Source organism: Candidatus Thiodiazotropha sp. AKAK2, assembly GCF_058244685.1.
This window is the reverse complement of sequence record NZ_JBSYOP010000017.1, coordinates 118,633-143,828: the sequence shown is the minus strand read 5'-3', so window position 1 is coordinate 143,828 and position 25,196 is coordinate 118,633. Positions and strand designations below refer to the sequence as shown.

General features: G+C 50.8%; 18 protein-coding genes. 4 read left to right on the top strand and 14 right to left on the bottom strand.

Going from position 1 to position 25,196, the window contains the following annotated elements; translation table 11 throughout:
• Positions 1–136: 136 nt before the first annotated feature.
• The 3 genes from AC4IE8_RS06465 to AC4IE8_RS06455 are packed head-to-tail and all read right to left on the bottom strand — an operon-like array spanning position 137 to position 4,315.
• On the bottom strand, positions 137–859 hold the full coding sequence (locus AC4IE8_RS06465) for a phosphoadenylyl-sulfate reductase (RefSeq protein ID WP_490790596.1): 723 nt from the start codon (positions 857–859) through the stop codon (positions 137–139).
• On the bottom strand, positions 846–2,534 hold the full coding sequence (cysI, locus tag AC4IE8_RS06460; RefSeq protein WP_490790595.1) for an assimilatory sulfite reductase (NADPH) hemoprotein subunit: 1,689 nt from the start codon (positions 2,532–2,534) through the stop codon (positions 846–848). Before cysI ends, AC4IE8_RS06465 begins: the two co-directional genes overlap by 14 nt.
• Entirely contained in the window at positions 2,534–4,315 is a 1,782-nt protein-coding gene (locus tag AC4IE8_RS06455) for a diflavin oxidoreductase (RefSeq protein WP_490790594.1), read from the bottom strand. Before AC4IE8_RS06455 ends, cysI begins: the two co-directional genes overlap by 1 nt.
• A 702-nt stretch (positions 4,316–5,017) precedes the next feature.
• Here AC4IE8_RS06455 and AC4IE8_RS06450 point away from each other — a divergent pair.
• The gene (locus tag AC4IE8_RS06450; protein WP_068995141.1) at positions 5,018–6,238 is read left to right on the top strand and encodes a DegT/DnrJ/EryC1/StrS family aminotransferase; all 1,221 of its coding nucleotides are present in this window, start codon (positions 5,018–5,020) and stop codon (positions 6,236–6,238) included.
• Here AC4IE8_RS06450 and AC4IE8_RS06445 read toward each other — a convergent pair.
• On the bottom strand, positions 6,230–7,258 hold the full coding sequence (locus tag AC4IE8_RS06445) for a sulfotransferase (RefSeq protein ID WP_068995063.1): 1,029 nt from the start codon (positions 7,256–7,258) through the stop codon (positions 6,230–6,232). The genes AC4IE8_RS06450 and AC4IE8_RS06445 overlap by 9 nt on opposite strands.
• Before the next feature lie 54 nt (positions 7,259–7,312).
• Complete coding sequence (locus AC4IE8_RS06440) at positions 7,313–8,098, bottom strand: class I SAM-dependent methyltransferase (protein WP_490790593.1); 786 nt, start codon at positions 8,096–8,098, stop codon at positions 7,313–7,315.
• A 242-nt stretch (positions 8,099–8,340) separates the two neighbouring features.
• Here AC4IE8_RS06440 and AC4IE8_RS06435 point away from each other — a divergent pair, with 242 nt between their 5' ends.
• Both AC4IE8_RS06435 and AC4IE8_RS06430 read left to right on the top strand, forming a co-directional pair.
• Complete coding sequence (locus AC4IE8_RS06435) at positions 8,341–9,678, top strand: phenylacetate--CoA ligase family protein (protein WP_490790592.1); 1,338 nt, start codon at positions 8,341–8,343, stop codon at positions 9,676–9,678.
• The gene (locus AC4IE8_RS06430) at positions 9,671–10,360 is read left to right on the top strand and encodes an acetyltransferase (RefSeq protein ID WP_068995060.1); all 690 of its coding nucleotides are present in this window, start codon (positions 9,671–9,673) and stop codon (positions 10,358–10,360) included. Before AC4IE8_RS06435 ends, AC4IE8_RS06430 begins: the two co-directional genes overlap by 8 nt.
• Here the strand turns inward: AC4IE8_RS06430 and AC4IE8_RS06425 are convergent.
• The 3 genes from AC4IE8_RS06425 to AC4IE8_RS06415 are packed head-to-tail and all read right to left on the bottom strand — an operon-like array spanning position 10,357 to position 14,754.
• A complete protein-coding gene (locus AC4IE8_RS06425; RefSeq protein ID WP_068995059.1) occupies positions 10,357–11,370 on the bottom strand; it encodes an Ldh family oxidoreductase in 1,014 nt (337 codons plus the stop codon). The genes AC4IE8_RS06430 and AC4IE8_RS06425 overlap by 4 nt on opposite strands.
• A complete protein-coding gene (locus tag AC4IE8_RS06420) occupies positions 11,367–12,821 on the bottom strand; it encodes a pentapeptide repeat-containing protein (RefSeq protein WP_068995139.1) in 1,455 nt (484 codons plus the stop codon). The genes AC4IE8_RS06425 and AC4IE8_RS06420 overlap by 4 nt, the downstream gene beginning before the upstream one ends.
• 55 nt (positions 12,822–12,876) lie before the next feature.
• Positions 12,877–14,754 (bottom strand): tetratricopeptide repeat protein, encoded by a 1,878-nt coding sequence (locus AC4IE8_RS06415; protein WP_490790591.1) that lies wholly within the window; start codon positions 14,752–14,754, stop codon positions 12,877–12,879.
• Positions 14,755–15,124: 370 nt separating this feature from the next.
• Between AC4IE8_RS06415 and AC4IE8_RS06410 the strand changes: the two genes are divergently transcribed.
• On the top strand, positions 15,125–16,042 hold the full coding sequence (locus tag AC4IE8_RS06410) for a LysR substrate-binding domain-containing protein (RefSeq protein ID WP_068995057.1): 918 nt from the start codon (positions 15,125–15,127) through the stop codon (positions 16,040–16,042).
• Between the two features lie 257 nt (positions 16,043–16,299).
• Here the strand turns inward: AC4IE8_RS06410 and AC4IE8_RS06405 are convergent, their stop codons facing one another.
• The 6 genes from AC4IE8_RS06405 to AC4IE8_RS06380 form a co-directional block, all read right to left on the bottom strand.
• Complete coding sequence (locus AC4IE8_RS06405; protein ID WP_490790590.1) at positions 16,300–17,475, bottom strand: porin; 1,176 nt, start codon at positions 17,473–17,475, stop codon at positions 16,300–16,302.
• A 256-nt stretch (positions 17,476–17,731) separates the two neighbouring features.
• A complete protein-coding gene (gene fdhF / locus AC4IE8_RS06400; protein WP_490790589.1) occupies positions 17,732–20,473 on the bottom strand; it encodes a formate dehydrogenase subunit alpha in 2,742 nt (913 codons plus the stop codon).
• On the bottom strand, positions 20,463–22,172 hold the full coding sequence (locus AC4IE8_RS06395) for an NAD(P)H-dependent oxidoreductase subunit E (protein ID WP_068995054.1): 1,710 nt from the start codon (positions 22,170–22,172) through the stop codon (positions 20,463–20,465). Before AC4IE8_RS06395 ends, fdhF begins: the two co-directional genes overlap by 11 nt.
• 178 nt (positions 22,173–22,350) lie before the next feature.
• Entirely contained in the window at positions 22,351–23,088 is a 738-nt protein-coding gene (locus AC4IE8_RS06390) for an ABC transporter ATP-binding protein (protein WP_068995053.1), read from the bottom strand.
• A gap of 4 nt (positions 23,089–23,092) precedes the next feature.
• The gene (locus AC4IE8_RS06385; protein WP_490790588.1) at positions 23,093–23,839 is read right to left on the bottom strand and encodes an ABC transporter permease; all 747 of its coding nucleotides are present in this window, start codon (positions 23,837–23,839) and stop codon (positions 23,093–23,095) included.
• A gap of 4 nt (positions 23,840–23,843) precedes the next feature.
• The gene (locus AC4IE8_RS06380) at positions 23,844–24,737 is read right to left on the bottom strand and encodes an ABC transporter substrate-binding protein (protein WP_490790587.1); all 894 of its coding nucleotides are present in this window, start codon (positions 24,735–24,737) and stop codon (positions 23,844–23,846) included.
• Positions 24,738–25,196 lie beyond the last annotated feature (459 nt).

Here is a 25,196-nt window from a genome sequence, read left to right as displayed (position 1 = left end):
CAAGGCAGTCATTACTGTCTTCATGTGGTTGCTCTCACAGGATCCCGGTATTCACCGGAATGATGTAAAAATGATCAGAGATTCCTTGTTTGTTCAATTGTCTTATGGCGGTGGTGAATTCGATCGTTCTGTCGGATTATTCGTGAATCCCACACTCCCGCTTCAATCCGAAAAACCGGGTCTCTTCCTCTTGCATGCCCAGTTTCATTGGTTGGCTGGTGTGTCTATCACCGACGGAGGCGTATCCCTGTTCCCACAAAGGGTGGTATGGCAGGTCATATTTCCGCAGATAGCGATGTACATCTCGGTTATGCCAATCGATGATCGGATGGACTTTGAAACGCCCATCCTGAATTCGTACCACCGACAGGGAGGATCTGCTGGTCGATTGTTGACGGCGCAATCCGGCAAACCAACTGCCTACATCAAGATGGTTCAATGCACGTTGCAAAGGTTCGACTTTGTTGATCCGGTTGTAGTGCTGGATGCCTGAAAGTCCCTGTTCCCAAAGACGACCATAACGGCGCTCCTGCCAGGCAGGAGAATGAATCGGGCGGTAGATTTGCAGGTTTAACTTCAGCCGCTCTGTCAGTTGATCGATGAAGCTGTAGGTCTCCGCAAAGAGATAACCGGTATCCACGAGAACCACTGGAATATCCGCTTGAATCTCTGTAGCCATATGCAGCATCAGTGCCGACTGAATGCCAAAACTCGAGGTCAGCACATAATTTCCCGGCAGATAATTCAAGGCCCATTCCAGGCGACTCTCAGCGGTTCGCTTTTCGAGTTGATGGTTGAGGTGTTGCAGATATTTTTCATCAACCATCTCCGGGGTGGTAATCGAGTCAAGGCGTGTCATGGTAGTCCTCAGCAGGATTGATCACCGGTTTGACTAAGCCGTAGCGGATCGTAAAGTCACCGAAACCTTCATTGGCCAAGCGCTTTTCAGCATAGAGCTTGAACAGGTGATCCAGAGTTTTCAGCAGTTCATGCTCATTGAGGTTTTTACGATAGAGACGATTCAGCCTCAATCCGGTACCGTCCCCACCCAATTGCAGATTGTAACGGCCAGGACCTTTGCCGATCAGACCTATCTCAGCCACATAGGGGCGAGCGCAACCATTGGGGCAGCCAGTCATGCGCATCACAATGGTACTTTGCTCGATGCCATAGGTAGCGGTGATCTGCTCGATTCGGTTCATCAAGTCTGGAAAATAGCGCTCTCCCTCAGCCATTGCCTGGGGACAGGTTGGTAGTGCAACACAGGTGATGCTGGCAAGACGGGTTGGACTTCGACGATAACTCAGTAGACCGTGCTGGTTGGCCAATTGCTCTATACGATCTTTTTGCGTTTCAGGCACGCTGGCAACGATCAGGTTCTGGTTCGGGGTGATGCGAAAGTCCCCCTGGTGTATGCCGGCAATCTCTCTTAAGCCACTCATCAGGTTTGCCTCAGGGGTGTCGGCAATGCGTCCATTCTCAATGTAGAGGGTCAAATGCCATTGGCTGCTACTGTCTTTCACCCAACCATAACGATCACCCTGACTGGTAAAGCTCACCGGTTTCGCTGCTTCGAAATGGATACCAGCGCGTTTCTCCACTTCCGCCTTGAAGGCGCTCACTCCCATGCGTTCAATAGTGTATTTGAGTCGGGCGTGACGACGGCTGATACGATCACCGAAGTCACGCTGCACCGCCACTACGGCTTCCGCTACCGCCAGAGTATGCTCCGATGCAATAAAACCCAGTTCATCGGCCAGACGGGGAAAGGTGGTGTTATCGTCATGGGTTGCGCCCATACCACCTCCCGCCAGAACATTAAATCCAAGTAGATGATCAGCCTTGGCAATGGCGACAAAGCCAAGATCATTGGTATAGACATCCACATCGTTGTGCGGTGGTATCGCAATGGCGGTTTTGAATTTGCGGGGCAGGTAGGTTTCACCATAGAGCGGTTCGGTTTCACCACCAGCCACTGCCTCACCATCAAGCCAGATTTCATGATAAGCCCTGGTTTTTGGGAGCAGTTGCTCACTGATCCGTTTTGCCCATTGGTGTACTTGCTGATGCAAAGAGGAGTCATGGGGGTTGGGATTGCAGAGCACATTGCGATTCACGTCGCCGCAACCGCCGATGGAGTCGATCATCACCTGATTGATTCGTTTGATCAGGGGTTTCAGGTTGGCTTTCAGAATACCGTGGTACTGAAAAGTCTGGCGAGTGGTGAGGCGAATGGTACCGTTAGCCAGGTCCCGCCCGACAGTATCGATGGTCAGCCACTGCTGTGGTGTGCAGACGCCACCGGGAAGGCGTGCCCTTAACATGAAGCTGTAGTAGGGTTCGAGAAACTGTTGCTGTCTCGACAGCCGCAGATCGCGGTTGTCCTGCTCATAGAAGCCGTGAAATTTACTGACTTGGGCATCATCCGCTGACAGGGCGCCGGTTGCCTGATCCGCCATGCTCTCCTTCAAAGTACCACGCAGGTAGCGGCTGTTCGCCTTGATCAGTTCATTGGGGTTGAGCTTGATATCCATCAGTAGACGTCTCTCTGGTAGCGTCCCTGCGTGCGCAGGGATTCAATGTAATCTGCAGCCGACGCTTCATCATGTCCGCCATGGGTTTGGGCTACCGCGAGCAGGGAGTGGTAGACCCCTCGCTCCATCTCAACACCACCACAGACATAGAGATGGGCTCCCTCCTGCAGCCAGTGGTAGAGTTCGGCTCCCTCTTCATAGAGTCGCGCCTGGACATAGGTACGTTCCTGGTTATCCCGGGAGAAGGCCAGGCTAATACGCTCCAACAGGCCTGATTTGCGATAGTTGAGCCAGTCGGTCTGGTAAAGAAAATCCTGGTGAAAGTGGCGATTTCCGAAAACCAGCCAGTTGCGACTGTGAGTCCCAAGGCTCTCCTGCTGCTGCAGAAATGCCCGATAGGGGGCGATACCGGTACCTGAGCCAACCATGATCATGGGTGTGTCAGGTGAAACGGGCAGTCTGAAACTTGGGTTCTCTACAACATAAACTCCGACCCGGTTTGTCGCCTCGACCCGACGGGTCAGATCCCCTGACGCACCACCCAGGTGGTTGCGGCTATGACTCCGATACTGCAGCGTGGAAACTGTCAGATGTATCTCATCTTCAATCGCGCGCTGACTGGAGGCAATGGAGTAGAGTCGGGATTGCTGATGGTGCAGGAGTTTTACCAGGCTTTGTTCATCCACTTCTGCCGGGAAGCTGGCTACCAGATCGATCAACTGACGATCGCTGACAAACTCCCGTAGCTGTTCAATATTCTCACTCAGGTCATGCAGGCGATGGTCATCAGTCAGAGATGACCAGGCTCTCACCACACTGGGATGGAGCTGGGTCAGTTCGAGTCGTTCAATCAGTGCCTGGTTCAAGCTCATCGCATCACTGCCCAGCGTCACCTTTACCTCGCCGGACAGGCCAGTGATTGAGAGTAGCTCGTCGATCATGGCCGGGTCATTGCGAAAGTAGAGACCCAAGGCGTCACCGGGTTGAAACTGGATCAGTTGCGGGTCGATCTCAAGACTCAGGTGGTGGACCTCAGACAGGGCGTCGTCAGTGGTGATACGGCGGCGCTCAAGCAACTCAGCCTGGTAAGGATTGTTGCGGTCATATCGGACCGGGGCAGATCGTTGCAGTGGAATGATCAATGCCTGATCTTCCGGTTGATGCTGTTTCACCACAGTATGGATCTGTTGCTGCCAACTGTCGGCTTCTTGCTGAAAGTCCACATCCGCATCGACTCTGTCGAGAAGACGCTTAGCGCCGTGTTCATCGAGCAGCCCCTCGAGTGTTATACCGGCCTGGCAGTATTGATCGTAACTGGAATCACCCAGGCCGAATATGGCGTAGTGCAGATCTGACAATGAAGAAGATTTTTTACTCTGCAGATAGCTGAACAGGCCATACGCACTCTCGGGTGGATCGCCTTCCCCCTGAGTGCTGATCACAACGATCAGTAATTTCTCTTTGGCCAGATCGCGGGGACGGTAGTTTTCGGCTGAGACCATTCGAGGCGCGTAGCCGGATGCTTGCAACCGATCCGCAAGCTGTTCCGCCACACTCCGTGCATTACCACTCTGGGTGGCATACAACAGGGTCAGGGCTGGTGACTCATTGGCAGCTTGTTTTAGTTTGGGCTGATAGGCGGCCAAAGCTGCCAGATATCCACTGGCCCAAACCAGCTGTTCACTGTTGAGGCCTTCAATCGCCTGTTGCAGACGGGTGAGCTGTAGATCATCCAGTGGATGTGCGGGAAAACGCTCTCTGTTTTGAACTGCGACTTCCATCAGGATGTCTCCAATATCTGATTTTCGGGGCTATTGGGAAATAATATTGGAAGAGATATGTTATCTTTGGAAGTGATAAAATATGATAAACAATCAAAAAATCAGATATAAGACTCGGGTTCCTGTTTGCCTCAGCACCTTGTTGATGGAATGACATCAATGCGGTATTCAGCTTGTGCAATCGGTCCAGATTCGTGGCTGAAGAGTATTGGCACGATTCTCGACGCGATGATCTGTAATATGCTGTTATCATCAAGTTGGAATAGAAATGAATAAATTAGTATAAAACACTGTTATATATATTTTTAATGCCTATTTTTGGGGGTGATTTGGATCTGGAGAAACAATCGGGGAGAGTCAGGCTGACGCCTACCATGGCTGTTCTGTGGCTGCGAATGCAGCGCATCTGTAACTGACTATGCTGATTGAAAACCCTACCTTGCCAATACCAATGATCTGTGTTGATGACAGGTCTGGGATTGAGTGACGGAGTAAAGCTGTTCAAACTCAATGTAACAAGCAGAGGAAGCCTGTGTAGGGATTGGTAATGACCCTGGTGACATACCAGTGTCATAATCCACTCTGGGGAGATGCAGCGACGATGGCAGAGGTTGTGGTAGAGATAAATCTGCCGGTAATGATCCAAGGTCAACCAAGGTGTTGGTGTATATCGATTATGTTTACACAGATCCGAGTGATTGGATGAAGCAAAAAAATATCAATAAAAGTAACGAATCGATTACCAAGCGTACTGATTTGGCTATCAATGGAGCTGAACCGGCGTTTAGCGAGCCTTTGCATGTGGGTCGACCCAATATCGGTAATCGCGAGCTGTTTCTGCAGTACACCGAGCAGATACTCGACAGCCGATGGCTGACCAACAATGGTCCCGTCGTACGGGAACTTGAAGAGAAAATTGCGGAATACCACAGTGTGGCGCACTGTGTCGCCATGTGCAGCGGCACGATCGCGTTGGAGATAGCCATCCGCGCCTTGAAGCTTAAAGGCGAGGTGATTCTTCCATCCTATACCTATATTGCCACAGCTCATGCGCTTCATTGGCAGGGAATCAGGCCGGTGTTTGCCGATATTGATCCGCAAACCCATAACCTGGACCCGGATGCCGTAAGGCAGGCCGTGAACAGTAGAACAACAGGCATCATCGGGGTGCATCTCTGGGGCAGAACCGCAGCGGTTGAAGCGTTGCAGGAGATCGCCAATGAACATGAGTTAAAACTGATATTCGATGCGGCACACGCGTTCGGCTGCTCTCACCAGGGTAGAAAAATTGGCGCTTTCGGTGATTGCGAAGTTCTGAGCTTTCACGCCACCAAGTTTTTTCACACGTTCGAGGGTGGGGCGGTATTGACCAATAATGCCCGCTTGGCTGAAAAGATGCGTTTGATGCGTAATTTCGGATTTGCCGGTGTTGATAATGTTATCTATCCGGGTACCAACGGTAAGATGACAGAGATTTCTGCCGCCATGGGAGTGTCGAACCTGCAGGCTATCGACAAGGTGATAAAGCACAATCATCTCATCCACCAAGCCTATCAGCAGGCACTAGCGGGGATTCCATCCTTGAGGCTGCTCGAGTTTGATCAGAACGAGTCGAACAACTATCAGTATGTGATAGTGGAGACTACCGAGGATTGTCCTGTCACTCGGGATCATTTGGTCGAGATGCTGCATGCAGAGAACATTCTTGCCAGACGCTATTTCTGGCCGGGTTGCCACAATATGAAACCCTATCGGGATCTCTATCCGGAATCGACTAGTAATCTTTCTTCCACTGAGCAGGTTTCTGAGCGGGTGATTGTGCTGCCGAATGGATCCTGTATGGATAGAGCGAGTGTCGAAATAGTGGCAGCAGTCCTTCAAGTTGCGCTTGAAGTACCTATAGCCGATCAAACTTCAATTTGATCTATGAGCTGTTCCAAACTGCCTGTAGACATTATTGAGCGCTTCAATTTCATCACTGACAGGTCCATTGCTGTTGCTAAAGCCGGGTGTTCCAGGATACTGGCTCGGTAATTCATATTGTTGACTGGACAGCTTAGCGGCTAATTCACGATAGATCTGTTGAGGCTCCGTGCAGAAATGCTCATAGTCCACGTTCATCCAGCGATTATCAGATATTTTGTCAAAGGATTTTGAGATTGCTCTGCGGGTAAAAAAAATCTGTGCTGCAACCTCTTCCTCAGGGGAAGAGAATTTCAAGTGCTCGAATTCCGGTGTTTTGAATCCCCACCAGAGCTTTCGATCTCCCCTGAAGCGTGCTCTTGCGTTCAGTATGGATTTCATCTGATACGCGGGCTCACGACGGACGTGTATAAACAGGGCTTTTTCAAATAGTTGGTCAATAAACTCAAGATTCCAATTGACTATGATCCCTTTTAACGCAAAGGGCTTGTTAAAAGCCGATTCGATAGCCGCAAGTTCTTTGACAAAGCTTGCAGTGTCCGCGCTTTGTTGCTGTGCTTCATTCAGGTATGGACAATCGGCGAATTTGAAAAAGCGCCGCCAAAAGTACCAGAATACATTGGGTGCTGAAGCACCGATGGTTTTACCCAGATCGGATTCAAAACGGCTTTTCAGTGTGAAGGGAAGCAGATCAGAAAAGTCATCCTTATATTGGTAGTCAGGATTGAACATCATTTCATGGATCAGGGCGCCGATGTAAGGTGCACGGTAAAAGCGAGCCATCAGATTGGATGGATAGCCAAACAGGCCGCTCGATGCCAGCCACTGCATCATCAGGGTGGTGCCTGACCTGGGTCCACCAACGATGAAAATTGACGGATATTTTGGTGAATCAAAAAGCGCCGACTGTTTACTGCTGGCGTCGTGTAAGATCTCATTGAGTTGTTGCAGAAGGGATTCGAGACGATCATTTCTGCGAAAGGGTTCTGTGCGTACTTCGTTGCGCAACTCGTAGGACATGGGTCAGCCTTCTTCTTCCCCGGTGGGTTGTGCCGGATTTATAGTTATACCAGATTAAGGCCAGTAAGCCATAAAGCCATCACAGATTTTCCAATCCTGCTCTGAGGCCAATCCTGGGTATCGTTTAAGCAATGTCGCTTTTGAAGCTTTGAACCATAACCATAAACGGGAATCGACTGCATAGAGGGAACTGGAAAAACCCCATTCCTGAAACAGTATTCGCATGGCTTGATTGGTAAAAAAGATGGTGTGAACCGGCAGCAGATAGAACCATGAAGGATCTCTCGGTATCTCACCACGAACCAGGGTATGCAGGGCAAATGTGCCGTCCTCTGTGATGAGATTGATGATCGCATCCATTTCGGCACGGCTTCTCAAGTGCTCAAATAGAGCGGTGTTTATAACAACAGGATAGCTGCCGGGCAGCAATTGAGATTTATCGACAGAGTGCTCTTTTTGCCAGTAGCGGTCATAGCAATCCACCCGTACACCCTGTTGCCCAAGTAATCCAGACAGTTCACCCTCACCGCATCCATAGTCCAACCAACGATGCTGTTCAGGCAGCAGACCCATTTTGCTCATGGTGAACAAAAAATCGCTTTGAGACTGCAATCGTTGACGCCAATTTGGGTCATCGGGATTTTCATCCCCAATACGATAGTGGCCATGATATCGGACGCACAGAGATTGCCACTCATCTTCCGGCAGTTGCAGCAAGCTGGTGGCAAATACGGCTCCACAGTGACTGCAGCGCTCATACTCGACCTTGCCAAGGCCAAAGTCAGCGAACTGCTTGGTGAAGAAGTAGTGTGTGTAAGCGTTGCAGATGAGGCAGTGCATCGTTAAACATTCAGCCTGAAAAGCACTGATCCTAAATCCGCAGTGGAGTACGGTTTTCCAGGGTGTATGGTTGGCGATGACAAGGCAGACTCCATCTCAATAGTAATAACAGGTTCTGCTGGTTCAGCGAATCAGAACCGATTCAGAATTGTACCAATTTTCAGCATAAATAGTTGGTCGATACTCAATAAGTATGAGAAAGTATTGGAACATTTCCAGGTTGTCATAAAGCACGATCCAGCATGCATCGAAACGACGATTACTATTGGGATAAGGTACGGGAAACACGCCCGGCCGAACAGCGTCAGAGTCTGATATTTCAACGACTCAAAGCCCAATTGGACTATGTCTACGAAGAGATCCCTTTCTATCGGCAACTCTATCAGGCTCACGGCGTTGAGCCCAGGCAGATTGACAGTCTCGATAGCTTCAGTCGCAGAATACCGGTGGTGACCAAGGCGATGCTGAGACAGTCTCAACGGGATCATCCACCATTCGGCAACTATCTTGGGGTCGACTTCAAAGAGGTGGTACGCATTCAAGGGACATCAGGGACTACAGGAGAGCCTACCCTGTTTGCCATTTCGGCCCAGGACTGGGATGAGATATCTGAAGCTCAGGCCATGCAGTGCTGGGCAGCTGGACTTCGTCCAGATGATATTGTGCAAATTGTTTTTCCTCTGAGTCTCTATGTCGGTGGCTGGGGGCTGCTGGGTGCAGCAGAAAAAATCGGTGCCAAGGTCCTGCCGATGGCCGGCGGTAATACCGAACGTCAGATCATGCTGATGCAGCAGGTTGGTTCAACCGTGATATGTGGCACCCCCAGTTTCTGTCTGCACATTTTGGAAAAGGCCCGGCAGATGGGTGTTGATCTGGCGGCAGGTCCATTGCGGCTGGGTTTTTTTGGTGGTGAACCGGGTGCCGGTATCGCTGGGGTTAAACAGCGACTCGAAAGTGGATTTGGCATCAAGGCCATCGACTTCGGCAATGTTGCAGAACTCCACCCCTGTTCCAACATGGAGTGCGAGCAGAGAACTGGCATGCATGTCTATCAGGATATCGATTATACCGAAGTGGTGGATCCATCCGATCCAAATATACCATTGGGCTACAATCGGAAAGGTGCGGTTGTGTATACCCATCTATGGCGTAAATCCCAGCCCATGATTCGTTACTTTCCCGGTGATGAGACGATCATCACCGATGAGCCTTGCCCTTGTGGCCGGAGCTATCCACGAATGCCCAACGGCATTATCGGACGACTTGACGACATGTTGATCATACGTGGTGTTAAGTTCTATCCTTCCGATATCGAGGAGATTCTACGTTCCATAAGCTGGTTGGGCACCGAGTTCAGGATTGTGATAGAGCAGAAGGGGGCGTTACAAGAAGTGACGGTTGAAGTGGAACTGGAGCGAGCTGTTGCACCTGCGGATCATCAATCCCTGGTCGAACAGAAACTGCAGGCCAACCTGGGCTTGAGAGTCTCTGTGATTGCCAAACAGCCAGGTACGTTTCCCCGTACCGCTTTTAAAGCGAGGCGGGTGATTGATCGTCGTACAGGTAACCAGGATGAGTAGTCAACGGCCAATCAAACCCATGGTAATCATCGGCAGTGGTGGTCACGCCTTTTGTCTGCGGGAAATCGCTGCATTGGCCGGATTCAATGTCATCGGTGCAATTGACAGAACCGCAACCGACATACAACAGGTGAATGGTCTGCCGATACTGGGTGGTGATGATCTGCTACTGGACAGCTCATTCATTCAGGATCATCAATTCGCCGTCGGTATCGGTAACCCGGTGGCCAGAAATCGTTATGGTGATCTGTTGTTGCGGCAGGGAGCGGATTGCCCACCGATTATCAATCCTTCATCCTATGTCTCTGCCGACGCCAGCCTGGGTGCTGGCGTATTGTTGATGGGGATGAATGCCGTCAATCATGGTGCACGGCTAGATGATTTCGTTGCATTGGACTGGCAAGTGACCGTGGGACATGGCTCACACCTCGGTCGGGCTGTGTTCGCCGGGCCAGGCAGTCGTGTTGCCGGTGATGTGGAATGTGGCAAAGAGAGCTATCTGGGGTTGGGATGCCAGGTGATTGAGAAGGTGAGCATTGGTGAACACTCGGTCATTGGCGCCGGTGCAACCGTCACGCGGAATATTCCAGCGAACGTTGTCGCTGTTGGATCTCCTGCGAAAGTCATCAAGGAGAATCCTCTTAACACCGACCATTCACTGGGGCCTAAGTTGAGCGGTTAGTTACTCGTCACTGCCATCCGGTGTAACCGTTCCCACAACTTTTTCGGCAGCGAGATCAATCCCTGATCTTGACTGTTACGTAAGCTGGTCTCCCCATGTACGCCGGGTATCGCGTGCCAATCGGTCTGTTGCACGATCTGTTCAATCTTATTGGTAACCGCATCCGGATGCAGCCCTTCGAATTGTCCAGGGTCGATGGCGGCCATTACCAGGGAGCCCCGAGGGTTGCTGCCGGCAAGCAGGGTAGTCAATAGCTCAATGCCCAGGGTGAGGGCGTACTGACGTCTTTGTGGTGGTGTCTCCAACTGCTGAACGATCTTGCCGGTCAAGCGAATGCGATCGTCAAACAGATCCTCGACAGTTTTCGGCGACTCTCCTGCTCGGGTGGTTACATCCAGCTGGTCCAGGTTGCCGGGAAAACCGTATAGCATGGAGAGCAGCTGGCCGAATGTAGCTGGGGCAGGACTCACATCGGCGACAAACGGCGGATGCCCTTCACAGGAAGGTAAAGCGATACAAATGGGATTGGTCCCCAGCAGGGGGGATTTACCGGGCGGCAGGGTGACCAGAGGAGGACTGGTTGCAAAGCCTACAGCCAGCCTACCGGATTCGGCCAATGGGCGAAGATAGTCTCCGATCACCCCGGTTGGAAATGCATTCGCACAGACTGCCACGCCAAAAGGGTGGTTTGCCAAAGTCTCTAGCAACTTCGTCTGTGCCTCTCGGGCGGCAATGTAACCAATGCTCTTGCTGCATTCAAAGCGACTGAACCAGGGTAGAATCTGAATGCCTTCCGGTGTGTGATGGCTGACCTCGCCGAGACGCTCATAAATCCATGGAATCCGAACCAGACCATGAGAGTGTTTACCTCTCAGTTCCGCATCAAGCAGCTGTTTGAAAACCTCTTCAGCGGCAGGCTCCGGTGTTATGAAACAGGTCAGTGCTGAGCGGCAGACTTCGCTCACCTCATCCAGATTGAGCTCTAACATCTCCTGTTTGGATGTGTTCAAGTGGAACCTCTGTGCTGATCGGTCAACAGACCTTCCAGACCATCGACAAAATCTGCCAATCTCTGGCTCTCTTCACCTGCTGCAGAAGCAAGTGCATCGGTCAGACCGCTACAGCGATCGCTGAAGGCAGGTCCGATCACATCATCCAGACAGGCGTTTTCAAAGATCGTCTTAACCAGACTGGCGCCGAACAGGGAGGCACCGGTCAGATCGGCATCACTCAATACAGCCTGATTCAGGCGTGCATACACCATCAATGCCCCATTCAATTTGGCACCAGTCAGATCTCCGGCAATGTACGCCTGTACCAGGGTGGACTCGGACAGATCGGCGCCCATCATGGACATGGATTTCGGTGGATCCCCGGTGATCATGGCACGATAGAGGTAGGCCTTGTGTAACGAGGCATGGGCAAGATTACAGTCCCGGAAATGGGCGCATCGGGCAGTAAATCGATTCATGTTCGCCGCTTGAAAGGAGGACTCTCTCACCGACAGATTCTCACCCATGGCACCTGAAAAATCGCTCTGGTTGGCCATGCAGTTAGCCATCAGGGCTCCATCAAGTTTGGCGCCGCTGAAGTTGCTGTTTTCAAGGCTAACATTCGACAGACGGGCATACTCAAGATCGGCGCACGCGAAATCGGCAGCCGGCATGGAAACAGCAGCGAGATCGGCCTCTCTAGCGGCCAGGTGTGAGGCATTCAGTTTTGATAGGGTACTGTTTCGAATTCTCAATCCTGGCAGGTTGCTGCGGGCAAGGGTTAAACCGTCCGCATCCAACAGACGTTGCAGTACAAGCCCCTCACCGCTGGTGTCCGATAAGATGGCACTACGCAGATTGCATTTCGTGATTGTCAGCTGAGAGAGTTGCGCACCGGAAAACTCCGCCTCGCCAAGATGGCATTCGTTGATCGTCGAGCCTTGAAGATTACTGCGACTGAAATCGACCCGATCCATGATGCATTGATAAAAGCTGGTGCCGGCGATTGCCGAACCGGACAGGTTCACACCTTCCATGAAACAGCCATGGAATAGACTGCCAGTGGCATCGGTCAGATTGCTCATGTCGGCACCGGTAAAGTCACACACCTGAGCCGCAAAGGCGTGCATATAGACGCCGCTGAGATTGGCACCTTTGAGGATCGTCCGCTCCATACCGGCACAGACAATCGAAGCACCTGACAGATTGGCATGGCTCAGATTGGTGCCATGCAAAACTGCACGGTTCAGGACAGCAAGACGTAGATTGAATCCGGAAAGATTCAGCCCGCGTAGATCGGCTTCACGCAATACCATGCCGCGCCCACTGCGTTCGATCAGCTGTTCGGTATAGGCATCCACTTCTTTTGCGGCAAGCTGTCGGTCAGCCGCGTTGGCCCATCTGCGTAGTCTGGACAATGTGTCCAATTCCGGGATAGTCGCCTCGATTGAATCAACTTTCTCTGACATGTTCATGTTTTCAGGGTACTCCAAATTGATGTGGCAGTGGTCGAGGTGATCGTTATTAGCTGTTGTTGTTTTGATCTTTAGCGTTTTCCTCGCATAGATTATTCCATCCGGTCAGTAGTGCCGATTCGATATCTTCTGCAAGGTGTCGATAGTCCATTAAACTGGAATTCTGAACCTCCTGTCGTAAATTCTTTCGCAGCCTACTCAAGTTCTCCTTGTCCTGGGCCAGCCCCAGTGCGATATCCACATACTGTTCAAAGTCCTCTGCCAGCCAGGCTCGTTTATCGATGGCATTCAGGATGCGCCTTGAGTAATTACTGGCCACCGATTTACCACAGCAGGAGACTAGAGGTAAACCCATCAGCAGGGCATTGAAACTGGTGGTTTGACCATGATAAGGGTAAGGATCCAGTGTGATATCCACTTCGTTATGGGAAGCCATGTAGTCTAACAGCGCCAGACTCGGTTTGAGTTCAACTCTTGAGCGATCCACTCCATGCTGGGCAAATATCTCGTAAATGTGTTCTCGCATCGTGGCGTTATTATAGTCCTCGATGACCATTCTGATACGTGATTCCGGGAGTTTAAGAACTATTTTCGCCCAGGTCTCCATGATGCGTTGGTTGATTTTTCTTAAACCGTTGAATGAGCCAAAGGTGACGTAACCATTGTCAATGCAGGGAGGCTCACTCAATGGAGGCAGTTCGGATATCGGGTTGTAGAAAGTCAGGTTCTCAACCGGCAGCATCTTTTCCGAAGCGTTCTGATCGAGCTGACAGGCGTCAATGGTGAGTTGATCCTTCAGTGCATAATCCATGCAGTCAAGGCCGGTTGTTATCGGCAGTCCCATCCAGGAAACCTGCATTGGAGCCGGTCGTTGGGTGAATGCCAGAAGCCGGTTTCCCACCGTATGGTTGGATAGATCGATGAGAATATCGACCTTATCCTGACGAATCAGACTGACCAGTTCCCGGTCATCCAGGTGGGCTGTCTCCCGCCACTGATCGGCATGTGCTTTTATCGCGTGGGTCGTCTCGTCATAGACATGATTGTTATAGTAGAAATTGAGCGAAAACCTCTTCCGATCCAGACACTCCAGTATTGGCTTGAAATAGTGTGAGATCGCATGATGACGCAGATCGGCAGAGACGAAACCAACGCTCAGTCGACGCTCTGGATTACAGTCAGGCGCGCCGGGAAAGACAGCTTTCGAAGCCTTGTTGATTGAGTTGGTGAGTTTACGCACCTCACTGTATATCTTCTGTTGGTCGTCCTCCGTGTAGAGTAGTTGCACCAGATAGTTCTGTATGGCGATGGTGTTGTCCGGATCGAGCTCCAGTGCTTTCTGATTACAGGTCAGTGCCTCATCCTGGCGTCCCTGATGGGAGAGGGCATGACTCAAATTGATATAGACTTCCGGGGATTCAAAGTTCAGTTGTAGACACTGATCGAGTGCCTGCAGGGCCTCCTCATATCGCTCCTGCAGAATATAGAGTCTGCTGAGTGCCATATAGGCGATCGCGGCATCGGGCTTTTTGCTGATCAGTTTGCTGAGGTAGATCTCCGCCTTGCTATAGTTTTTGGTGATATTGATGTTGAAGTTGCCGATCATGTAATACATTCGCTCATTATTGCAACCGGCCATCTCGGCAAGCCGGTAGGATTTTTCCGCATCAGCGTACTGACCTTTTCTTTCAAGCGCCACGCCACACATCACATACCAACAGGGCTCGGCCTGATTGCTGGAGACAGCCTTCATCAGGTAGCTGATCGACTCATCGGTACGATTCTGCAGTAGCAGTGTTTCACCAATCAGATACTGTGCTTTCAGATTATCGGGCTCTTTCTTCAGTGCCCGGACGAGCAGCTTGTGTGCCTCGCCCAATTTGCCCTGTTTGAGTTTGCGTTCAGCATTGATAAGAGGGTTAGACATATTGGTTGTGAAAACTCTAATTAACGGGGCAAATGGATTGTTATGGTTGATGAGTGATTATAACCATAAATTATATTTAATACAGTATGATATATGGTATTTATAATGTAAGAGATGAAGCGTTGTAACAACAGGATTAGCAGTTACTGAGCTGGCGAATCCGTGTAGTTCAATCAGAGCACCTGGGTTGTCTGCTGTCAATGAGAATGACTGAGGTGGAGGGGCCGATCCGCCTGCCATGCCGAAACTGTTGTAGCTGCTCGACTGTTAAATTCCTGAGCCGGTTTATGGGCAGACCGGATAGTAATATCGAACGAGCAGTATTATCATATTATCTAATCCATTTAGATTTATAATCATGAAATAAGATATGGAACTGAGACAACTAACTTCGCTGGTTGCCCTGGAAGAGTCGGGTTTTAACGTCACCCAGGCTGCCAAGCAGCTGTTTTTGGTGCAGTCAGCCGTCTCCCAGCATCTCGCACAGCTGGAGCAGGAGTTGGGTACTCAGCTGTTTATGCGCAAAGGCAAGCGCTTGATCGGGCTCACCGCAGCAGGCGAGGAGGTGCTCAACTATGCCCGCCAGGCACTGGCCATTCGTGAGAACATTCTGGATGTCGGACGGGAGCATGTGGAAGAGGGCAGTGGTCTATTACGCATCGGTACCACCCATACTCAGGCCTGCTATGTTCTGCCAGCTGTCATCCGGGCATTTCGCAAGCTGTTCCCACAGGTCAATCTGCAGATAAATCAGGGCACACCTCAACAGCTGGTTGAATTGGTTGTTACTGACCGGGTCGATTTCTCGATCTGCACGGAAGAGCTGGGGGAACACTCAACTCTTACCTCGATCCCCTGCTATCGCTGGAACCGGAGTCTGATCGCCTTAAAGGGGCATCCGGTGTTGTCAGAAAAACCGCTCTCTCTAGAGCGTATCTGTAACTATCCTCTGATTACCTATACGTTTGGCTTTACCGGTGCCAACCATATGCAGACAACCTTCGCCCGGGCAGGGCTGCAACCCAATGTGGTGCTGACTGCGGCCGATACCGATGTGATTAAGACCTATGTTCGGGAGGGAATGGGGGTTGGACTGATTGCCAGTATGGCTTACTCTCCTGAGCTCGATCCTGATCTGGAAACAAGGGACTTGAGCCACATGCTGCCCTGGGAGACCACCTGGGTGGCCTACCATAAAGACAAATATCTACGCCGCTACCAGAGAAAATTCATCGACCTGTTGGAGCAGATGATTTTGGATAATGGAGCCACTAGATCTGAAGACTAGTGCAGTACCTGGGCAAGCTGTACTCAGTAGTGTTAACAGGCCCTAGTTCATTCAATCCTCTTTCATATGAATTGCCGGGGTGGGCGACAAGTAGGCTCATACTGACGATAAATACCACAATGTTCGAAATTGTTGTCGAACTTGCAGCAGATAAAAAAAATGCCCTTCATGACTTGGGGAAAGTCATGAGGTGGGCATTAAGGGTGGAGGAACTGAATGTTTACGGCTTATTCAATAGGCGCTATCTGTTCGATTGCTTAAAAGGACATGAAAGCGCCGACATTGAAACTGTTGGATTCATCCGAACCAGCGGTTAGCTCACTTTCCAGTGAAGAGAATTCAGCAAGCAGAGTCAGATTGGCAGTCAAGCTGTGGTACGCCCCAACAGTGATGCGGGTATTTTCAACTTCAACCAGTTCATCACTCTCGCTGAATGAGTAGTTCAGGCCCAGTTTGGTTTTATTCAGTGTATAGGTACCTTGCAACATATAGCCCTGAGACTCTTCCGGGGTACCGTCTGTTGCATCGAAACCTGGCAGAACCAATCCGCCAAGTGCAAGCGTACTCATGCCTTCACCACTGAAGAAGGAACCTGCCACGCCAATATCACCGACGGCGATTTTACCGAATAGATCGAAACCGGTAATCGATTCAGACGTGCCTGCATCAGTAACGATATCTTGAGTAAGAAAGGTTGCAGAGACGCTTCCGGGTACGGATCCTTTCCAGCCATAAGAGACCTTGCCGTGGATACCAGGGTTGCTTCCGCTATTGCCGCCATTGGCATCCATTGGTTGAAAGATACCGATGGTGCCGGTCACACCGTTAACTGATGGAGTTGTATAATTGATCTGTGTGAGACGGTCGGCATACACGTATCCGAAGCCTAAACCGCCGAGGGTGGTATGTCCTGGCTCAGCAGGTGTGAACCCGGCGCCGATGCCGATCAAAGACATGTCTGCGAGTATGGCGTCGATACCAAAAAGACCGAAATCACGACCGAATTTAAAGCTTCCCATACCCTCATTACCGAAGGTGAGAAAGACCTGACGGGCATCAACCGTCGAAAATCCCAGGGCTTCATTACTGTTGGTGCCGTAATAGACACCGACGGTTGCATTCAGATCATAACCTTCTTGATTCGTGCCAGCGCTGAATACCAATGCGGCGGGCAGAAGACCATTCTGTACAGAAGATACGTCATCGGGATTCCCATCTTCATCTGCCGCACCAGCGCATTGAAGACTCGTTAAAGTAGTGCCACCACTCTGAAGATCGCCGGCATCACACGTGGTATAGACATAATGCGCATTTACATTGCCTGCGAGAGCCAGTTTCCAATCCCCTGAATCCCATGTAACTGCCTGGGCAGAGAGTGAAAAGGCTGTTAGCGTTGTACTGCTCAATATGAGTGAAATTTTCTTGCTGGTCACGTTCTCTTCTCCGGAAATGTTGGTGATTTACAACGCCACAATCAGCGATTTTTTTTGGCGTATTTCATTCCGAAGGCAGATTATGGGCCAACCCAGGTTAAATCCTCATAACATATTGTAATTAAAGTATTTAATCTTTACTTTGAATTGCGAATTTTCAGTTGTTCCACGATCTGTTGTAACTAAGCTGAAAAACTGTAACAGAAATGCCACAACTGTTTTTTTTGTCTCATGTTTACACTTTTCCATCGTCTGTTTATCCCGCAGCAACCTGAATTGCACAGAATTTGAACTCGGGGATTTTGGCGGATGGATCGAGTGCTTCATTGGTCAACAGATTGGCTGCAGCCTCGTGGTAACAGAAGGGTAGAAATACCTGTCCTTTGGACATGCCGTGGTCTGCACGGGCAAACGCCGTCACCGTGCCGCGTCTTGATTGAAGCTTGATCCGACTGCCTGGCGCGATAGCCAGTCGTGAAAGCTCGTCGGGATGCAGGCTGGCCACTGGAACCGGTTCGATCTTATCCAACATCGCAGCTCGACGGGTCATCGCACCGGTATGCCAATGCTCCAATTGTCGGCCTGTGATCAGCACCCAGGGGTACTCCTGGTCCGGTAACTCGTCGGCATTGGTAAATGGCGCGGGGGTAAAGCTCGCTTTGCCGGATGGTGTGGGAAAGGTGTCTGTGAAAATTACCGCCTGGCCTGGGTCATCCTCATCGACACAGGGATAGGTGACCGCGCCATTCTGTTGTAGGCGCTGCCAGCTGATACCGGCGATACTTGGCATCGCCTGGCGCAGCTCATCGAACACCTGTTTTGGATGGTCATAGTGCCAGTCGAGCCCCATTCTGTTCGCTATCTCTTGAATGATCTCCAGATCCTGTCGCGCTTCCCCCGGTGGCTCAACGGCCTGTTGGCCGAGTTGAACCCGTCGGTCCGTATTGGTAAAACTGCCGGTTTTCTCTGCGAAGGCGGAGGCGGGAAGAATCACATCGGCATACCAGGCCGTCTCCGTCATGAAGATATCCTGTACAACCAGATGCTGGAGCGTTGCCAGTGCTTTCCGCGCATGATTCAGGTTGGGATCCGACATGGCAGGGTTTTCACCCATGATGTACATCCCCCTGATGGATTGATCGGTAATCGCATGCATGATCTCAACCACAGTCAAACCAGGTTTTGGGTCCAGGGATGTCTGCCAAAGCTTTTCAAATTTTTGTCGGATTTCAGGCTTGTCGACTCGCTGGTAATCGGGAAACACCATCGGGATCAGTCCAACATCAGAGGCACCCTGTACATTATTCTGACCACGCAGTGGGTGGAGTCCGGTGCCGGGCCTGCCGATCTGTCCGGTCATCAGTGCCAAAGAGATCAGTGCTCGTGCATTGTCTGTTCCGTGTACATGCTGTGAAACACCCATACCCCATAAGATGATCGAAGCTTTGGATGTGGCATAGAGTTTCGCTATCTGGCGAATGGTCTCAGCATCAATACCGCATATCGATGCCATCACTTCCGGCGTAAAGTCGCGTAGGTGAGCTTCCAGCTCCTGGTAGCCTGAGGTCCGCTGCTCGATAAAGGCATGATCCACCAGATCCTCATCAATAACCGCGTGCATGATGGCATTCAGCAATGCGACATCGGTATCGGGTTTGAATTGCAGATAATGGCTGGCATGGCGGGCGATGGTGGTACGCCGGGGATCCATCACGATCAGTGTCTTACCTGCCTTAACCTGGTTCTTGATAAACGTGGCGGCAACCGGATGATTCTCAGTGGTATTGGAACCGATGATCAAGATAACTTCCGCATTCTCCACATCCTCAACCGGATTTGATACGGCTCCGGAACCGATCATCTCCAGCAACGCCGCAACCGATGAGGCGTGACAGAGGCGGGTACAGTGATCGACATTGTTGGTACCGAAGCCGGTCCGAATCAGTTTCTGAAACAGATAAGCCTCCTCATTTGAACCTTTTGCTGAACCGAATCCGGCCAGAGCGGAAGGACCCTGGGTATCACGGAGTTTGCGTAAACCCCGTGCGGCATAGGAGAGGGCCTCCTCCCAGCTGGCCACACGAAAACCAGCAAAAGGATTCTCATGATCAAGTGCCAGAGTGGCCTGTTTTGGCGCATCATCGCGTCGGATCAACGGAACAGTCAGGCGATGTTTGTGGTGGATGTAATCAAATCCATAACGTCCTTTGACACAGAGTCGGTTTTTATTCGCAGGACCATCGCGGCCACTGACAAAGCAGATGCGATTATCGTCTACATGGTAGGTGAGTTGGCAGCCAACGCCACAATAGGGGCAGATGGAATCAACCTGATTTTCCGTCTCGACCTTGCCCGCCTCCTTAGCCGGCATCAAGGCGCCAGTGGGGCAGGCCTGGACGCATTCGCCACAGGCAACACAGCTACTGTTGGACAAAGCTTCTTCACTATCGAAGACAATGGTTGAAGCGGAACCGCGCCGGGCATAACCGATGACGTTGTTGACCTGAATCTCACGACAGGCACGCAAGCATCTGGTGCACTGTATGCAGGCATCAAGATTTACAGCAATGGCTGGATGGGAGTGATCACTGAGTGGTTGTTGTCGAGCAGGAAAGCGGGGGTTCCCAACCTGCAGTGCTTGCAACCAATGGTCGAGCTCATTGTTGGGTGTGTAGTCTCTCTCTCCGATATCCGATTTCAATAGTTCCAGCACCAGTTTTTGGGCATTGCGAGGTCGTTTAGTTTGACTATTGATCACCATGCCCTCAGTGGGTGTTCTGCAGCATGAGGCAGCCAGGGTTCGTTCGCCTTCAATCTCAACCACACAGGCACGGCAATTTCCGTCGGCTCTCAAGCCATCCTTATAACAGAGGTGTGGTATCTCGATACCCGCCCGCCGGGCCGCATTCAGCACCGTTTCCCCAGGCATGGCATTGATGGAATTGCCGTCGAGCGTAAAGGTTACTGAGGCTGGTGCCGTGTTAGAGTCACTCGCCATGTTGCAACTCCTGGGGAAAATATTTCAAGACACTCAACAGGGGGTTGGGTGCGGCCTGTCCAAGACCGCATATCGAAGCGTCGATCATGACTGATGAGAGCGCTTCCAGCAGGTCGCGATCCCATATTTGCTGCTCCATCAAGTGAACCGCTTTCTCTGTGCCAACCCGGCAGGGTGTGCACTGGCCACAGGATTCGTGGGCGAAAAAACGCATCGCATTCAATGCCGCATCTCGTACGCTATCCTGTTGCGATAAGACGATGATAGCGGCGGACCCGATAAAGCAGCCATGGGGTTGCAGTGTATCGAAATCAAGCGGAACGTCAGCCAGGTAAGCGGGCAGAATCCCCCCCGAGGCACCGCCGGGAAAATAGGCGTAGAGCTGATGACCCTCAAGCATACCGCCACAGTACTCATCGATCAGCTGCTGCAGGGTGATGCCGGCGGGCGCCAGATAGACACCGGGCTTTTTAACACGACCGCTGACTGAAAAACTACGCAGGCCATGCCGGCCATTTCGACCCTGCCGGGTAAACCAGTCGGCACCTTTCTCCAACAGCTCACGCACCCAGTAGAGGGTTTCCAGGTTGTGTTCCAATGTCGGTCGACCAAACAGCCCAATCTGTGCAACATAGGGAGGGCGCTGGCGGGGCATGCCTCGCTTACCCTCGATCGACTCGATCATTGCCGACTCTTCCCCACAGATGTAGGCTCCGGCACCCCGACGCAGATGAATCGGTGGTAACGCACAGGGTGGTTCTGACTGCAGTGCGGATAATTCCCGTACCAACATGCTACGGATGGCGGCATATTCATCCCTGAGATAGATGTAGACCTCACTGATGCCGACAACCTTGGCCGCAATCAGAGCGCCTTCTAGAAATCTGTGGGGATCCTTCTCCAGATAGTATCGATCTTTAAATGTACCGGGCTCTCCCTCATCGATATTCACTGCCAGCAACCGGGGGGCTGGCTGATCTCGGAGAATTCGCCATTTCCGGCCGGCAGGAAAGCCAGCGCCACCCAGGCCTCTCAGGTTGGCGCCCTCCAGTGTCACCAGAACCTGCTCCATGGATATCGAATCGGTTTCATCACAGCTGGTATCGCTGCTTTGAATCTGTTGCAGAAGTTGGTAACCACCTTGAGCACAATAGGCTTTGTAGTCCAGGTACCCTTCGGGCAGGTCGGGTTCAGTCTGGCCAGCTTCAATCAGTTGTGTGACTATACTCAGATCAGCCTGGGAAACGGGCCGCTTGCCGACGACTGCAACCGGTGCATTCTGACATCTTCCGACACAGGGAACCCGCTGGATTCTCAGTTTGTCACCCAGTGCCTGACTCAGCTCATGAATCAGATTTTCTGCGCCTGCAAGATCACATGAAATGGACTCACAGACCCGGACTGTGAGGGCAGGAGGGAGTTGCTGGCTCTCATCGAGCAGATCAAAGTGGTGGTAGAAGCTGGCCACTTCATAGACTTCAGCGCTGGAGAGATTCATCTCATCAGCGAGTGCATAGAGCAGATCCTTTGAGATATAACCTAGATGATCCTGTAACTTGTGTAGTGCCTCGATGAGCAAATCTGGACGACGCGGTATGTTCTCCAACAGTCGGCGCACAGTTTGCGAGGCAGCCGGATCGATTTGATGCCCCTTGCTTTGACCAAAGCGTCGCTGTCGAGTTTTAGCTGAAGATCTCAAAGGTGTTTACTCTTCGTGTGATCACTGATTTTATCAACCAGTATAAGCAATACTTTTGTCATTTGATTGATACCTGTAGCAGCCAATCGAACACTCTGGCTGACGCTTTGAACTCTTTTTAACTCGAATGTAGCTGAATCTCCATTTAGAAAATAAGTGAACCTGGAAATCTATGAAATTATCGATATAAGTGCTTAAACAGTGCTTTTTTCTCCGCATACTGCCGATTGACCGCAGTCTCTTCCCGACGTTGGTCCCGCGTCAGGTCTACCGGCGTCTCACCGATCACTTTGGCGGGAGACGTTGAAAGAAAAAGAATGCGGTCAGCAAGCTGGGTGGCTTCATGGAGATCATGGGTGACAAAAATTACTGTTGTGCGCTTGACGGTCAGGATTTCCAGCAGCAGTTCTCTGAGCTGGGCAGCAGTAGGTCGATCCAGTGAGACAAACGGCTCATCCATAATCAATAGAGAAGGTTCGATGACAAAGGCGCGTGCCAGAGCTGCTCGTCTCTGCATACCGATGGAAAGTTGAGCCGGGTGGTAAGTTGTGAATGCACTGAGGCCGGTCGCCGCAAGCAGCGAGTCAATCTGCGCCTGCTTGGCAAGTGGATTATCCAACACCAGAGCAATGTTGTCGTAGAGATTGAGCCAGGGAAGTAATCTGGGATTCTGGAAAACATACCCCAGCCTGGCTGAATGCTGGCTGGTACCATTCTTCCAGCTGATCTTCCCTTCAAAATCCCTATCGAGTCCCGAGATGATCTGTAATAGCGTGCTTTTACCACAACCGGACGGGCCTACGAGTGCAATAAATTCCCCCTCGTTGAGCTGGATTCGTATATCAGTCAGGACTGAGAGCGGGGTCTCTGAGCCTGATTGAGTGAAACTTTTGTTTCTGACTTGGATATCTAACATAGACCTATCCGCGCCAACGATTGATCTTACGCTCCAAGGGCTGTAGAAGCGTGTATTCAATGGTCAACATGATGAGGATAAAAGAGAAGCTGTAGGCCATGATGCCGGTAACATCAAACAGCTGGAAATAGAGATGTAACTGAAAACCTACCCCGTTACTGCGGCCCAACAACTCCACGACCAGTACAATTTTCCATATCAATGCAATTCCGGAACGGGCCGCAACGGCGAAAAACGGCAGTAACTGGGGCAGGGTGATGTAAATGAGTATCTTGCGCTTGCTGAGATTGAAGCTGTGGGCCATCTGATCGTAGTCTTCATTCAAGGTGCGAGCACCTTCACGCATGGTTACGATCACATTGGGTATCTTATTGATTGCAATTGCAAATATTGCGGTAAGTTCCGCCAGACCAAACCACACATAGGCGAGGATGATGACCACAAGAGCGGGTATATTGAGAAACACAATCAGCCAAGGATCCAGAAACTGATCCGTGATTTTTGATCGGCCCATCAGGATACCAATTATGCTACCGATCAACATGGCAATGATAAATGAGATCAGTACCCGCAATAGGGTTGCACTGAGGTGAAACCAGAGCTGACCACTGAGCATCTCCTGCCAGATCAGCTGAACAACCGAGCTTGGGGGAGGCAGCATGCTGTTTTGCCAGAGTATGGCGGTGATATGCCAGACCAACAGCAGCAGTATGATGGAAGAGAACTGTCGTATGTATACGGTAAAATTCAAAATCCTACTCTACACTGTTTGACCAGAAGGTGCCCTCTGCAAGTTGAGTGGTGTTGCCAACGAGCTTTTTTCCACCCAGTTTGAAAAGTATATCAAACAGTTGTTTAGCATCATTTTGTTCAGCGGCCCCCCACTGACTGGGAATGCCCGCTCTGAATCCCTCGCGTAACGCAATAAATGTGGCTTCATCCGGGACTTTCATCAAGGGTCTCAGCTGCTCCCACTCCGGATCGGAATTGAGCATGATCTGTTTCGCTTGGTTGGTTGCGCGGATAAACCCCTGAATGAGGTGTTTATTCTGCTTCGCCCACTGCTCATCAAAAACATAACCGACGAAGGGAACCTGATTCCGGATACCCAACCCCTGGGATACCTCCTGTACACTGATCAGCTGCCGCATACCGATCGCTTCAAGCCTGGCAACATAGGGCCAGAAGTTAAGAACCGCTTCGATGCGTTTCTGCTTCAATTGCTGATTCAGCAGTGGCGGGGCGGCAAACACAGGGATTAGTGTTTTATCGAGTTCTATCCCGGATTGATGAAAAGCCAGGGCCTGTAACAGCAGCCAGCTCTTGTCCAACGGCCCTCCGGCGATACCCAGGCGTAATCCTTGCAGGTCCTTGATTTGTGTAATTGGCGAGTCCTGGGGAACCACAAGCGCGCCGAGCGCTGTGGAGTAGGGGACAAAGGTAAATGCTTTGCCCTCATTACGTTGTCTTGATACCCAGATCCAATCGCTGACGGCAATATCGACCGATTCCGCCTGAAGGGCAACCATGGTTGCCTGTTTGCCCGCCATTTCTAACACTTCAAGGTTGAAACCCTGCTGACGATCCAGACCGTGCCGTTTTATAACATCAAGTTCCCAGTTAACTGTTCCAAACTTTAACACTGCCATCTTTATGTTGTCGGCTGCAAAACTGTAAGGAGTATGCAGCAGAAGGATTAAGGCAAGAATAAATGATTCTTTAACCGCAATGATCTGGGCGCTTTTACCGCCTATTAATCTCTTATCACGATGCATTTATTCCTCCAACAGGTTGAATTGTTATTTATTGCTATCGTTGCTGGAAATGAAACAAGTTGTCGTAACTCGTCAAGACCGCATTTCGATACCTTATTTCTATACTTTCTTACTACAGCATCGCAAAAAATATGCCAATCCTAATCAGCTTAATGTGTAGGCTAATAGGTTATGCGTAAACAGGCCCTATTTCTCGGGATAATATCCCTTCGTATCTTTCTAACCATTAGACTATGATGAGGCAATCGGTGATCTATTCGTTCTGTTGGCGCTGCTGATCTCTATACTATCCATGGTATAAAACTTGCAAAAAGTGGTGACAGAGCTTTAGCA

Excerpts from the sequence above, each read along its gene's own strand:
- AC4IE8_RS06420 (WP_068995139.1), bottom strand. The coding sequence starts at position 12,821 with ATGTCAGAGAAAGTTGATTCAATCGAGGCGACTATCCCGGAATTGGAC.
- AC4IE8_RS06440 (WP_490790593.1), bottom strand. The coding sequence starts at position 8,098 with ATGCACTGCCTCATCTGCAACGCTTACACACACTACTTCTTCACCAAG.
- fdhF (WP_490790589.1), bottom strand. The coding sequence starts at position 20,473 with ATGGCGAGTGACTCTAACACGGCACCAGCCTCAGTAACCTTTACGCTC.
- AC4IE8_RS06430 (WP_068995060.1), top strand. The coding sequence starts at position 9,671 with ATGAGTAGTCAACGGCCAATCAAACCCATGGTAATCATCGGCAGTGGT.
- AC4IE8_RS06410 (WP_068995057.1), top strand. The coding sequence starts at position 15,125 with ATGGAACTGAGACAACTAACTTCGCTGGTTGCCCTGGAAGAGTCGGGT.
- AC4IE8_RS06435 (WP_490790592.1), top strand. The coding sequence starts at position 8,341 with ATGCATCGAAACGACGATTACTATTGGGATAAGGTACGGGAAACACGC.
- AC4IE8_RS06455 (WP_490790594.1), bottom strand. The coding sequence starts at position 4,315 with ATGGAAGTCGCAGTTCAAAACAGAGAGCGTTTTCCCGCACATCCACTG.
- AC4IE8_RS06415 (WP_490790591.1), bottom strand. The coding sequence starts at position 14,754 with ATGTCTAACCCTCTTATCAATGCTGAACGCAAACTCAAACAGGGCAAA.
- cysI (WP_490790595.1), bottom strand. The coding sequence starts at position 2,534 with ATGGATATCAAGCTCAACCCCAATGAACTGATCAAGGCGAACAGCCGC.
- AC4IE8_RS06465 (WP_490790596.1), bottom strand. The coding sequence starts at position 859 with ATGACACGCCTTGACTCGATTACCACCCCGGAGATGGTTGATGAAAAA.
- AC4IE8_RS06380 (WP_490790587.1), bottom strand. The coding sequence starts at position 24,737 with ATGGCAGTGTTAAAGTTTGGAACAGTTAACTGGGAACTTGATGTTATA.
- AC4IE8_RS06445 (WP_068995063.1), bottom strand. The coding sequence starts at position 7,258 with ATGTCCTACGAGTTGCGCAACGAAGTACGCACAGAACCCTTTCGCAGA.
- AC4IE8_RS06450 (WP_068995141.1), top strand. The coding sequence starts at position 5,018 with ATGAAGCAAAAAAATATCAATAAAAGTAACGAATCGATTACCAAGCGT.
- AC4IE8_RS06390 (WP_068995053.1), bottom strand. The coding sequence starts at position 23,088 with ATGTTAGATATCCAAGTCAGAAACAAAAGTTTCACTCAATCAGGCTCA.